The sequence below is a fragment of the Bailinhaonella thermotolerans genome, assembly GCF_003594875.1.
Lineage (GTDB): Bacteria > Actinomycetota > Actinomycetes > Streptosporangiales > Streptosporangiaceae > Bailinhaonella > Bailinhaonella thermotolerans.
This window is the reverse complement of record NZ_QZEY01000005.1, coordinates 184,255-197,539: the sequence shown is the minus strand read 5'-3', so window position 1 is coordinate 197,539 and position 13,285 is coordinate 184,255. Positions and strand designations below refer to the sequence as shown.

Here is a 13,285-nt window from a genome sequence, read left to right as displayed (position 1 = left end):
GTCTACGGTCACCACCTTCGTGGCCTGCGGTTTAGGCACTCCCTAGGATGCGGAAAGATTTGTCTCGCGACTCTCCGCAACCACGAGGACACGATGCGCAAGCGCTCTTCCCGTCTCGCCGACATGAGCGACGCGGCCGTCATGGCGGTCGTGCGCGAGGGCGAGGCGACGGCATATTCCGCGCTCTACGAGCGCCACGTCGACGCGGCCCGCGCCCTGGCCCGCCAGCTCGTCCGGGCGGAGGAGGCCGAGGACGTCGTCGCCGAGACGTTCGCGAGGCTGCTCGACCTGCTCCGGCGGGGCGGCGGCCCGTCGGACGGCTTCCGGCCGTACCTCCTGACCTCGATGCGGCACGTCGTGCACGACAGGTCGCGGGCCGAGCGGGGGGAGGGGAGCGCCGAGCGGCCGGCCAGCGGCGACGTCGTCGTGCTCGGCCAGGCCGACCCCTTCGCCGACCCGGCCGTCCGGCGGCTGGAACGCACCCTGATCGCCCGCGCCTACGACTCGCTGCCCGAGCGCTGGCGCACTGTGCTCTGGCACACCGAGGTCGAGCGCGCCAGGCCCGCCCAGCTCGCGCCGCTGTTCGGCCTCGCCCCGAACGGCGTCGCCGCGCTCGCCTACCGCGCCCGCGAGGGCATGCGGCAGGCGTACCTCCAGATGCACCTGGCCGCCGCCCTCGGCCAGGCGTGCCGGCCCACGATCGAACGGCTCGGCGCCTACGTCCGCGGGGGCCTGGCCAGGCGCGACGCCCGCACGGTGGACGAGCACCTCGACGCGTGCGGGACCTGCCGCGACGTCTACCTGGAGCTCGCCGACATGGACGAGTGCCTGCGCGCCGTCGTCGGGCCCATCGTCGCGGGCTCCGCGCTCCAGGCGTACCTCGCCGCGCTCGCCGAGCCCGGCAGGGGCGCGGGCGCCGCGGCGGCCGGGGCCCTGGACTGGTGGCTGCGCGTCCCCCGGCACCGCAGGCTCACCGCCGCCGGGACCGCCGTCTCGGTCGCGGTCGCGGGCGCCGTCGCCCTGGCCCTGGTCTCCGACCGCGCCGGGCTGCCGCACCCGCCGGAGGCCGAGGCCGACACGCGCGTCCCGGCGGCCCATCCCGCCCCCCAGACCCCGGACCCCGATCCCGTCGAGCACCCGTCCCCGTTCTCGCCCCGGCCCCGCCCCAGCCCGGAGGCGCCCCGGGCCGTGCCGCCCCCGCCGCCCGAGCCGACCCCCGTCCTCCCCACTCCGATCCACCGCGCCGGCACCGTACGGCTGAGCGCCGAGGCCGAGCCGGTCGGCTCCCTCGTCCGCGCCCGCCCCGGCCTGCTCGGCGTCCACGTGGCGAACACCGGGGACGCGGCCTCGACCCCCTTGACGGCCGAGATCGAGCTGCCCGAGGGCGTGGACTACCGGCGCGGGGCCGCCGCGCCCCCGAACACCGGCCGCGCCCCGCTGAGCTCCCGCTCCACGTCGCCGATCCCGGACCTCCCGCTCCTCGGGCGGGACTCCGCGGGCCCCGGTCACGCCGACGCCGAGGACCCCTGGGGCCTGGGCGAGGCCGAGGCCGCAGCCCGCGACGTCCTGTCCGGGGACACGCCTGAGGCACCAGAGGACGAGGCCCCCGGCCGTACGGCGTGGCGCTCGGACGCGGGGCCCGGCCACGGCGGCGGCCACGGGTGGGCCGCCAGGGAGAGGAGCCCGGACGACGCCCGGTCCCGGGCCGCGGGCGCGCTCCCGGCGCGAGACCGGGAGCCGGGCGGCGCGACCGCGGCGGCGGGCCCGGGCCGTACGGCGGGCGCGCCGGGGGTGGTGCGGCAGAGCGCCCCCGTCGCCGGGGTGGCGGAGGGGACGCCCGCTCCCAGCGCCCTGGACCGGCCGGAACCGCCGGCGGGCGCGGAGCCGGCCTCACCCCGACTGGTGCCCGGGCTGACGCCGGGCGGGACCGGGCCTGCGCCGGGCGGAGGACCGGCCGGACCGGCGCCGGACGGCGGGCGGACGGGACTGGTGCCGGGCGTGCTCGGGCGGATCGCCGGGGGCGTCCCGATGGTGGACTCGGTGACCTGGAGCTGCCGCGAGCGGGGGGAGCGGGTGCGGTGCACGCGCGGGCCGCTGGCGGCCGGGTCGGCCAGCTCGCTGTACCTGCCGGTCGTCGTGGCCGAGGACGCGCCGCTGTCCCGGGGCGCGCGCGTCGTGCTGCGGAGCGAGAACGGCACCCCGGTGGTCGCCCGGGGACGCGACGGCGTGCGCGCGAACGGGATGAGCGCGCGGTTCGCGGCCGACGGGCGGCTGATCACGCGGGCGGTGGGCAACTCGCTGCTGTCGTGCCCCGAGCGCGCGCACGGGTGCTCGCGGAACGGCGCCAGGCGGGACAACGACCTGTGGGAGATGCGGCCCGTCGACCTGGACGAGGATGCCTCGACCGGCAGCTCCAGCGCCGCGCGCGTCGTGCTGCCCGGACGCAGGTCGGTGCGCTGGGCCGGGCTGTTCTGGTCGGGCAGCACCCGGGTCCCGGACATCCGGCTGCGCGGTCCCCGGGGCGGGTACCGCCGCGTCCACGCCGACGCGGTGGAACGCGGCGACCTGCCCGGCGGGCCCGCCTACCAGGCGTTCGCCGACGTCACCGCGCTGGTCCGGGAGAAGGGGCCGGGCACCTGGTGGGCGGCGGACGCGGCGGGCCGCGGCGGGACCTCGCGCTACGCCGGGTGGAGCCTCGTGGTCGTGGCCGAGGACGCGGCGGCGCCGTACGGCAGGTCCATGGTGCTGTCGGGGGCGCGCGGGGTGAACCAGCGGCGGCACCGGCTCGACGTGCCCCTCGGGGCGCTGCGGCCGGCCGCGCTGCCCGCCCGGCTCTCGGTGGTCGCCTGGGAGGGCGACGCGGACCTGCCCGGGGACCGGGTGCTGCTCGGCGGGCGCGCGCTGCGGCCGTACACGGGGGACCGCGACGCGGGGAACGTGTTCGACGGCTCGTCGGCGGGCGCGGTGCGCGCGCCGCTGACGCCGGGGGTGGACGTGGACGCCTTCTCGGCCCGGCTCGGACCCGATCCGAGGCTGCGGCTGACGACGAGGCGGGACGCGTACGTCGTGGGGGTGGTGGCCTTGAACGTGCCCAGCCGCGCGTAGAAGGACACTCGTCGAGCGAGAGCCGATCATTGGGGCGAGACCGGACAAACTGGTACGGTCGCGCAAGCAGCCGAAGCTTGATCCCATAGCGGTCCCCGGGGGACCGAATAGCCGGGATTCGCCCTCGGTAAATCGACGAGTTCACTAGGCTGAGGTGGGGTCTGGCGCGGGCTGCTCACAGAGTTGTATGGTCCGGGCCACAACGGGAAGGGCGGTGTCGCGTGGATCGCTGCGCGCTGTTCGTAGACGCTGGCTATCTGCTGGCCGACGGCGCGATGGCGGTGCATGGAACCCGCCATCGCGAGGCCGTCTCCTGGGACTACGCCGGTCTGCTCCAGTTGCTGAGCAACCTGGGCCGCGAGCGCACCGGACTGCAACTGCTGCGCTGCTACTGGTACGAGGCCACCGTCGAGGGCCGCCGCACGCCGGAGCACGACGCGCTCGCCGACATCCCCGGCCTCAAGCTGCGGCTCGCCCGCATCAGGCCCGGCCGCCGCGAGGGCGTGGACGCGCAGGTCCACCGCGACCTGATGACCCTCGCCCGCAACAACGCGATCAGCGACGCCATCGTGATCAGCGGTGACGAGGACCTCGCCCAGGTCGTCTGCGACGCGCAGGACCTCGGCGTCCGCGTCACGGTCGTGCACGTCGCCGTGGACGGCAACTGGGTGATCTCCCGCACGCTGCGCCAGGAGTGCGACGACCTCATCGAGATCTCCGCCTCCCACCTGCGGCCCTACGTCAACCTGATCGACTCCGCCGGGCTCTCCGGCGGCAGGTCCGGCCTGTCCGAGAGTCGGCCGCTCGCCAACGGGCAGTCCACGCCGGTCGCCAACGGCCAGGCGCCGGTGTCCAACGGCCAGGCCGTGTCCTCCTCCGGCTCGATCGCGCCCCTGCCCACGCGGGGCGGCCACGCGAGCCCGCCCGCGCTTCCGCAGTACTCCGGCTACCCCTCGTCCTCCCCCTCGCCGGACTCCGGTTACTCCTCGCCCGGCTCCTCGCAGGACTACCCGTCGCCCGGCTCCTCGCCGGACTACCCGTCGTCCGGGCCCTCGCAGGACTATCCGTCGTCCACCCCGTCGCAGGACTACCCGGCCGCCCAGCCCGAGCCCGCCTACCCGTCCGCGCAGTCCTCCCCCGAGCAGTCGCCGTCCTACCCCGTGCCGGCCACGGAGGCCGGTTACACCACGACGGGCCCGCAGCCCCAGGTGTCGCCCCCGCCCGTGCCCGCGCCCACCCCGGCCGCGGCGTCCTCGGGCCCGGCCGCGCTGCCCCCGTCGTCCCCGCCCTCCACGGCGAGCCACGCCAAGCCCGCCGAGCGCTCCTCGACCGGCGCCGGCCCCGCCGTACAGGGCGGCGGCTCGCCGTACTCCAGCGGCCAGCCCGCCCAGCACGGCCCCTACACCGCCCCGACCCCGGCCCCGGTCGTCACCCAGACCACCACGCTCTCCGACGCGGTCAAGGCCGCCCACAAGGAGGGCTACGAGTTCGGCGAGTCCGTGGCCCGCGACGCCCCCGCCCTCTGGCTGGAGGCGGTGCTCGCCCGCAAGCCGCGCATGCCCAGCGACCTGGAGGCCCGGCTCCTCCAGGGCTCGTCCCTGCCCATCGACTTCCTCCTCCACGACGAGGTCCGCCACGCCCTCCGCCGGGGCTTCTGGGACGCCCTCGAACGCAGCCGCCGCTGACCCCCTCCGGGCCGGCCCTTTCGCCCGCGCCGAGTCACCCGGAGCGCGCTGACCCTCGCCCGCCGGGACCGGGTCCTTCGGCCCGCGCTGACCTCCGCCCGCCGGGCCGAGTCCTTCGGCCCGCGCCGGCCCTCGCCCGCCGGGACCGGGTCGTCCGGTCCGCGCGGGCTCCGGTCAGGAGGAGGCGGGGGTGCGGGGGGTGGGCTCCGTCAGGGCGGTGAAACCGGCCCGCAGGTGGGCCACCAGGGACGCCAGGTGGTCGAAGGGCTCGGTGAGCGTGCTGTCGGGGCTCTTCGTCACCCGGTCCCGGAGCCGGGCCATCTCCTCCTCCACCGAGGAGAGGCGGGCGGACAGCTCGGCGATGACCGTGCTGCCGGGGGTGGGGTCGCCCATCAGGTCGCCCAGCTCGGTGGAGACGCGGGCCCGCAGGAGGGCGGCCTGCTCGGCGAGGCGGCGGTTCTTGTCGTAGAGGTCCACGAAGACCGAGACCTTGGCGCGCAGCACCCACGGGTCGAACGGCTTCGTGAGGTAGTCCACGGCGCCGGCGGCGTACCCCCGGAAGGCGTAGTCCGGCTCGGCGTCCACGACCGTCAGGAAGATGATCGGGATGTCGCGGGTGCGCTCCCGGCGCTTGATGTGGGCGGCCGTCTCGAAACCGTCCATGCCGGGCATGCGCACGTCCAGCAGGATCAGCGCGAACTCCTGGCCGAGCAGGGCCTTGAGGGCCTCCTCGCCCGACCTCGCGCGCACCAGCGCGAGGTCGAGCGAGCTGAGGATGGCCTCCAGGGCGATCAGGTTCTCCTCCCGATCGTCCACCAACAGGATCTTGGCGCGGTCAGGCACTAGGAGTTCCTCTCGGGGGAGTTGCCCGGGCGGCGGCGGCTGAGCCAGCCGCGCAGCCGCTCCAGGAGCCGGTCCACGTCCACGGGCTTCGGCACGTAGTCCGAGGCCCCTGAGGCGATGCTCTTCTCCCGGTCGCCGCGCATCACCTTGGCGGTCAGCGCGATGATCGGCAGGTCCGCGAACTGCGGCATGCGGCGGATGGCCGAGGTCGTGGCCCAGCCGTCCATCTCCGGCATCATGATGTCCATCAGCACGAGCGCGACGTCCTCGTTGCGTTCGAGCTGCTCGATGCCCTCGCGGCCGTTCTCGGCGTAGACGATCTGCGCGCCGTGCCGTTCGAGCACGCTGGTCAGCGCGAACACGTTGCGGATGTCGTCGTCCACGATGAGGATCTTGGCGCCGTTGAGCGGGTCGTCGTCCGGGTGCACCGGCGCGGTCTCGACCTCGGTGAGCTGCGGCAGCGGCAACTCCTCCGGCAGCGGCACCTCCGGCAGTATGTCGTCGCCGCGCGCCGTCTCGGGCTCCTCCAGCGGGGGCCTGGCCGCCGCCACCGTCCCGCCCGGCACCACCACGCCGCCATCGCGCGAGGCGAGCGGCCCGGTGTACGACTCGGGCAGGTAGAAGGTGAACGTGCTGCCCACCCCCGGCTCGCTGCGGGCGTGGATCTCGCCGCCGAGCAGCCGCGCGATCTCGCGGCAGATCGACAGGCCGAGCCCGGTCCCGCCGTACTTGCGGCTGGTGGTGCCGTCGGCCTGGCGGAACGACTCGAAGATCACGCGCAGCTTGTCCGGCGCGATGCCGATCCCGGTGTCCACGACGGAGAACGCGATGACGTTCTGGCCGCCGCGCAGGGTCTCGTCGGCGAACGGGACGTCCGGCGCGGCCTTGGACACCTTGAGCTTGACCTCGCCCTCCGGGGTGAACTTCACCGCGTTGGACAGCAGGTTGCGCAGGATCTGCTGGAGCCGCTGCTCGTCGGCGTAGAGGCGTTCGGGCACGTCCCCGGACGTCTCGACCGCGAACGTCAGGCCCTTGTCCTGCGCCAGCGGCGTGAACGTCGCCTCGACGTACTCCGTCAGCTTGTTCATCGGCAGGTCCTGCGGGTGCACGTCCATGCGCCCGGCCTCGACCTTGGACAGGTCCAGGATGTCGTTGATGAGCTGGAGCAGCGCCGAGCCCGCGCCGTGGATGGTGCGGGCGAACTCCACCTGCTGCGGCGTGAGGTTCCCGTCGGGGTTCTCCGACAGCAGCTTGGCCAGCACCAGCAGGCTGTTCAGCGGGGTGCGCAGCTCGTGCGACATGTTCGCCAGGAACTCGGACTTGTAGCGCGCCGACACCGCGAGCTGTTCCGCGCGTTCCTCCAGGGTGCGGCGGGCCTGCTCGATCTGGAAGTTCTGGATCTCGATCGCGCGGTTCTGCTTGGCCAGCAGCGCGGCCTTGTCCTCCAGCTCGGCGTTGGACCGGCGCAGCTCCTCCTGCTGCCGCTGGAGCTCGTCCGAGCGCTCCTGGAGCTCGGTGGCGAGCCGCTGCGACTCGTCCAGCAGGGCCTCGGTGCGAGAGTTGGCGATGATCGTGTTGATCGTGACGCCGATGGTCTCGACGAGCTGCTCCAGGAAGTCCAGGTGCACCTCGCTGAACCGCGTGAACGAGGCCAGCTCCAGCACGCCCAGGGCCTGGTTCTCGAACAGGATCGGGATGACCACGACCTGCGCGGGAGCGGCCTGCCCCAGGCCGGAGGCGATCTGGATGTAGTCCGGCGGCGTCTCGGTGATCAGGATGCGCTTGCGCTCCAGCGCGGCCTGCCCGACGAGCCCCTCGCCCACCTGGAACCGCTGGCCGGTGACCGCGCCCCGGCGCAGGCCGTACCCGGCGATCAGGGTCAGCTCGGCGGAGCCGTCCGCGCCGGCGTCCACGAGGTAGCAGGCGCCGTACCCGGCGGAGACGAGCGGCGTCAGCTCGCTCATGATCAGCCGGGCGACCTCCATCAGGTCGCGGTGCCCCTGCATGAGCTGCGCGATGCGGGCCAGGTTGGACTTCAGCCAGTCCTGCTCCTGGTTGGCCCGCGTGGTCTGGCGCAGGTTGGACACCATCGTGTTGATGTTGTTCTTGAGCTGCGCCAGCTCGCCCTGCGCGTCCACCGTGATGGAGCGCGTCAGGTCGCCCTGGGCGACCGCGCTGGTGACCTCGGCGATGGCGCGGACCTGGGTGGTCAGGTTGTCGGCGAGCAGGTTCACGCTCTCGGTCAGGCGCTTCCACGTGCCCTCGACGCCCTCGACCCGGGCCTGGCCGCCGAGCTGGCCCTCCGAGCCCACCTCGCGGGCGACCCGGGTGACCTCGGAGGAGAAGGCCGAAAGCTGGTCCACCATGCGGTTGATGGTGTTCTTCAGGGTGAGGATCTCGCCCTGGGCGTCCACGTCGATCTTCTTGGACATGTCGCCCCGCGCGACGGCGGTCGTGACCTCGGCGATGTTGCGGACCTGGTAGGTCAGGTTGTTCGCCATCGAGTTGACGTTGTCGGTGAGGTCCTTCCAGACGCCCGAGACGCCGCGCACGCGGGCCTGGCCGCCGAGGCGTCCCTCGTTGCCCACCTCGCGGGCCACCCGGGTGACCTCGTCGGCGAACAGCGAGAGCTGGTCCACCATGTTGTTGAGGGTGTCCTTGAGCTCCTGGACCTCGCCCTGGGCGTCCGAGGTGACCTTCTTGGACAGGTCGCCCTGGGCCACCGCGGTCGCCACGCCCGCGATCTGGCGCACCTGCGTGGTCAGGTTGGTCGCCATCAGGTTGACGTTGTCGGTGAGGTCCTTCCAGACGCCCGAGACGCCGCGCACGTGCGCCTGGCCGCCGAGGCGTCCCTCGGTGCCGACCTCGCGGGCGACGCGGGTGACCTGGTCGGCGAAGGCGGAGAGCTGGTCCACCATGGTGTTCAGGGTGCTCTTGAGCTCCAGCACCTCGCCCTGGGCGTCCACGTCGATCTTCTTGGACAGGTCGCCGTTCGCGACCGCCTTGGTGACCTCGGCGATGTTGCGGACCTGGTAGGTCAGGTTGTTCGCCATGGAGTTCACGTTGTCGGTGAGGTCCTTCCAGACCCCCGACACGCCCTTGACCTCGGCGCGGCCGCCCAGGCGTCCCTCGGTGCCGACCTCGCGGGCCACGCGGGTGACCTCGTCGGCGAACAGGGACAGCCGGTCCACCATCGTGTTGAGGGTGTCCTTCAGCTCGCGGACCTCGCCCTGCGCGTCCGCGGTGATCTTCTTGGACAGGTCACCCTGGGCCACCGCCGTGGCCACGACCGCGATGGCGCGGACCTGCGTGGTCAGGTTGGACGCCATCACGTTGACGTTGTCGGTGAGGTCCTTCCAGACGCCCGAGACCCCGCGCACGCGGGCCTGGCCGCCCAGCTCGCCCTCGGTGCCGACCTCGCGGGCCACCCGGGTGACCTCGTCGGCGAACGCGGAGAGCTGGTCCACCATCGTGTTGACGGTGTTCTTCAGCTCCAGCATCTCGCCGACCGCGTCGATGGTGACCTGCCGCGTCAGGTCGCCGCGCGCGACGGCGGTGGTCACGAGCGCGATGTCGCGGACCTGGTCGGAGACGCGGCTCGACATGGTGTTCACGGCGTCGGTGAGGTCGCGCCAGCTCCCCGACATCCCCTCGATGTTGGCCCGGCCGCCCAGCCGGCCCTCGGTGCCGACCTCGCGGGCGACCCGGGTGACCTCGGAGGTGAACTTGGACAGCAGCTCGACCATGCTGTTGATGGCCAGCCCCAGGCGCCGGACGTCGCCGCGGGAGTTGTCGTCGATCGCGACTGTGCGGGACAGGTCACCGCGCGCGACGGCCTCGATGACCTCGGAGGCGTCGGTCATCGGCTGCACGAGGGCGTCCAGGAGCCGGTTGACGCCCGTGAGGGTCTCGGCCCAGGCCGCGCTGCCGGGGCCCGGGTTGAGCCGCTCGTTGAACCGGCCCTCGAGCGCGATCTCGGTGTGGACGCGCTTGAGCTCGTCCGACAGGTGCTCCCGGCGGGCGGCGAGCTGGTTGTGCACGGTGACGATCTCGCCGAGGATGCCCGGCTCATATATGTCCAGCCTGTGCTGGAAGTCGCCGTCGCGCCAGGCGATCAGCGCGTCCAGCAGGGGACGCAGTTGGCTCTCTGTGTAGCAGCGTTCTTCCGGCACTGTGGGGGTGTCCGCCTTCCGTGCCTCTTGCTCCTGTTGTTGTAGCTTCTCGGATGTACGTCGGGGACCGGTCCGGCCGTTCCCCGCCGTTCTGTTGTTCGGCTTCGCGTCCCGCGAGCTTGCCACCAGCCGCCTCCTCATGGTGCGAGGACGCTTACGGAGTCACGTCAGTCTGTCACGATGGGATGTCTAAGTCTCCGTAGGTCTCGGCTCCGATTTCGCGCTCTTTGATAAGCAGGATATTTGTGGGCACACAACAAGAGCAGGTCCTCACAGCCACGGTAGGCCCGGACACCCCGAGCATGCCGGTGGCCAGGTCCCTCGTGCGCGAGGCGTTGCGCGCCTTCAACGTGACCGAGCTGGGCGATTCGATCATGCCGCTGATGGAGGAGATCGCCGCCGGCACGTACGGCCCGCTGGAGCTCGCCTGCCGCGATCTGGGGGACTTCATCCAGGTGGAGGTCAGCCGGGTCGCGCCGGTGCAGGACGCCGGGCCCGCCGTCGTCCCCACGGGCGCCGCGTCCTGGGGCGTGACGTACGAGGGCCCGATCCAGACGGTCTGGGCCCGCCTCGCCGTACCCCGGCTCGAAAGCGACAGGTCCGGCGGCGTCGCGGCCCAGCAGCCCGGCGACCTGCGCGAGGCCGCGCCGCCCCGGCAGGGGTGGCTCGGGTTCCTGGCCGACGCCTCCGACCTGCTCGCGGGCACGCTGGACCCGGACATGGTCCCGGCGATCATCGCCCAGATCGTCGTGCCCCGCCTGGCCGCCTGGTGCGCCGTCCACATGGTCGACTCCTCCGGGGATCTGCGGCTGTCCTACCTCTGGCACACCGACGAGACCGCGCTCGACCGCCTGCGCGAGCAGCTCGACCTGCTCGACCTGCCCGCCGAGCTGCTCGAGCGCACCGCGCCGACCGTGATGCCCGACGTCGACGGCTCCCGTACCCTGTCATTCCCCCTCGTGGCCCGCGGCCGTACCCTCGGCGCCATGTTCCTCGGGCGCTCGGGGAGATTCACCGACGACGTGGTCGAGCTGGCCGAGGACCTGAGCGGGCGGGCGGCGCTCTCGCTGGACAACGCCCGCCTGTACGCCCAGCAGGCCATGACCAGCCGCGCGCTCCAGCGCAGCCTGCTCCCGCCCGAGGTGCCGGAGATCCCCGGGCTCGACTACCACGTCATCTACGAGCCCGCGGGGGAGACGAACGAGGTCGGCGGCGACTTCTACGACCTGTTCTCGGTGGACCGGGGCCGCTGGCGCTTCGCGATCGGCGACGTCTGCGGCACCGGGCCCGAGGCCGCCGCGGTCACCGGCCTGGCGCGGCACACGCTGCGGCTGCTCGCCAAGGAGGGGTACGGCATCGCCGCCGTGGTCTCGCGCCTCAACGGGGCGATCCTCGACGAGGGCCCGCGCGCGAGGTTCCTCACCCTGCTCCACGGCGAGATCACGCGGCGGCAGGGCGGCGGGGTGCGGCTGAGCCTGGTCTCCGCCGGGCACCCCGAGGCGCTGCGGCTGCGCCCGACGGGGGTGGTGGACCCGGTGCCGACGCCGCAGTCGCTGCTCGGGGTGTTCGCCGACGCGGAGTTCAGCGCCGACACGGTGGACCTGGACTCCGGGGACGTGCTGCTCGCGGTCACCGACGGGGTGACCGAGCGCCGCTCGGGCGGCCGCCTCCTGGACGACGACAACGGCCTGAGCAAGCTCCTGTCGGAGTGCGTGGGCCTGTCCGCCGGCGCGGTCGCCGAGCGCATCCGGCGTGCCGTCCAGGAGTTCGCCCCCGAACCGTCGGCCGACGACCTGGCGATCCTGGTCCTCCGCGTGCCCTAGTCCCGGGTCCTCCGCGTGCCCTAGTCCGGGGTCCGCCGGGTCCGGGGTCCTCCGGGCCCCCGGTCCCGGTCCTCCCTCGGTCCCCGGTCCTCCGCGTGGTCCTTCAGGCCGGCCCTAGTCGCGTTCGACCGTGTCCTCGAGGACGATGCGGCCGATGATCTGGTACTTCTCCGGGTCGCGGGCCTTGAGGTAGAGCGCGAGCCCGGCGCCCAGGGCGGCGAACGCCAGCACGATCCAGGGGATCAGCCGGAAGAACAGGGTGCCGGAGGCCGCGCCCGCCGCCGCCTCCTGGTTGTCGAAGAGCAGGAACACCACGTACGCCATGGACAGGCCGCCCGCGAGCGGCATCAGCAGGGTGCGCCACCAGCTCGCGGTCTCCGGGTGCTTCCTCCTGACGTGGAAGTAGCTGATCACCGAGAACGAGCACAGCGTCTGCACGATGAGGATGGCCATCGTGCCCAGCACCGCGAGCAGCGTGTACAGGTGCACCACGGGGTCCATGTCCGCCGCGAAGAACGCCAGCACGAGCACGGTCGCGATCGCGGTCTGGACGAACCCGGCGATGTGCGGCGACTTGTGGACGGGGTGGGTCGCGCCCAGCGTGCGCCGCGTGCCCGGGATCAGGTCCTCGCGGCCGATGGCGTACAGGTACCGGGCGGCGCAGTTGTGGAAGGCCATCGCGCACGCGAACGACCCGGTCATGATCAGGATCTGGAACAGCGTCACCGCCCAGCCGCCGACCAGGCTCTCGGTCGGGCCGAAGAAGAGCTGGGCCGGGTCCTTGCCCGCGGCCACCTTGACGGACTCGGCCGCGCCGTTCGCCGCCACGGTCATCCAGGACACGAAGACGTAGAACAGCCCGATCCCCACCACCGACACGATCGTGGCCTTGGGGATGATCTTCTTGGGGTCGCGCGACTCCTCGCCGTACATCGCCGTGGACTCGAAGCCCACCCACGACCAGAAGCACATGAACAGGCCCAGCCCCACCGAACCCGCCTCAAGCCCGGTCACGGTGAACGCGTTCGCCGGGTTGAGGGTGTGCCCCATCAGCCCGTCGGGGCCGCCGCCGGTGAACAGCGTGACCACCGCGGTCAGCGCGAGCATCAGGATCTCGCTGACCAGGAAGACGCCGAGCACCTTCGCCGTGAGGTTGATGTCGTAGTACGACAGGATCGCGTTCAGCGCCAGCCCGATCAGCGCGAACACCACCCAGTGGATGTCCAGGCCGAACAGGTTCGCGAACGTGCTGTGCCCGTTGTAGGCGAAGAACCCGATGATCGAGGCCTCGAAGACGACGTACGCCATCGTGGCGAGCATGCCCGAGACCATCCCCACGATCTGGCCCAGGCCGTGGGAGATGTAGCCGTAGAACGCCCCGGCCGCCGTGATGTGCTTGGCCATCGCCACGTACCCGACCGAGAACACGGTCAGGATCACCGTCGCGACCAGGTACCCGGCGGGGACGCCGATGCCCAGGCCGCCCCCGACCACGATCGGGACGTTCCCGACCATCGCGGTGATGGGCGCGGCCGTGGCCACGGCCATGAAGATGACGCCGATCAGGCCGACCGCGTTCTGGCGGAGACGGCTCACGTCTCCGGTCGCCGGCGCGGCGACCTTCACCGGAGGTTCTGTAGTGCTCACGCGAGTGCCC

Annotated in this window: 6 protein-coding genes; 3 read left to right on the top strand and 3 right to left on the bottom strand. The window is 72.9% G+C overall.

From position 1 onward, the window contains the following. The first annotated feature begins 93 nt into the window (after positions 1–93). Complete coding sequence (locus D5H75_RS16240) at positions 94–3,105, top strand: sigma-70 family RNA polymerase sigma factor (RefSeq protein WP_119927304.1); 3,012 nt, start codon at positions 94–96, stop codon at positions 3,103–3,105. Positions 3,106–3,326: 221 nt separating this feature from the next. After that, complete coding sequence (locus D5H75_RS16235; protein ID WP_119927303.1) at positions 3,327–4,790, top strand: NYN domain-containing protein; 1,464 nt, start codon at positions 3,327–3,329, stop codon at positions 4,788–4,790. Positions 4,791–4,964: 174 nt separating this feature from the next. On the opposite strand, the gene D5H75_RS16230 is transcribed toward D5H75_RS16235, so the two are convergent. Both D5H75_RS16230 and D5H75_RS16225 read right to left on the bottom strand, forming a co-directional pair. After that, entirely contained in the window at positions 4,965–5,633 is a 669-nt protein-coding gene (locus D5H75_RS16230; RefSeq protein ID WP_119927302.1) for a response regulator, read from the bottom strand. Beyond that, positions 5,633–9,805, bottom strand: coding sequence for a HAMP domain-containing protein (locus D5H75_RS16225; protein ID WP_242454276.1), 4,173 nt, complete (start codon positions 9,803–9,805; stop codon positions 5,633–5,635). Before D5H75_RS16225 ends, D5H75_RS16230 begins: the two co-directional genes overlap by 1 nt. Before the next feature lie 245 nt (positions 9,806–10,050). On the opposite strand from D5H75_RS16225, the gene D5H75_RS16220 reads away from it, so the two are divergent. Continuing rightward, positions 10,051–11,628 (top strand): PP2C family protein-serine/threonine phosphatase, encoded by a 1,578-nt coding sequence (locus tag D5H75_RS16220; RefSeq protein WP_242454275.1) that lies wholly within the window; start codon positions 10,051–10,053, stop codon positions 11,626–11,628. Between the two features lie 114 nt (positions 11,629–11,742). Here D5H75_RS16220 and D5H75_RS16215 read toward each other — a convergent pair whose 3' ends face one another. Continuing rightward, positions 11,743–13,254: an APC family permease gene (locus D5H75_RS16215; RefSeq protein WP_202638212.1), complete on the bottom strand. Its 1,512-nt coding sequence runs from the start codon at positions 13,252–13,254 to the stop codon at positions 11,743–11,745. Between the last annotated feature and the right edge of the window lie 31 nt (positions 13,255–13,285).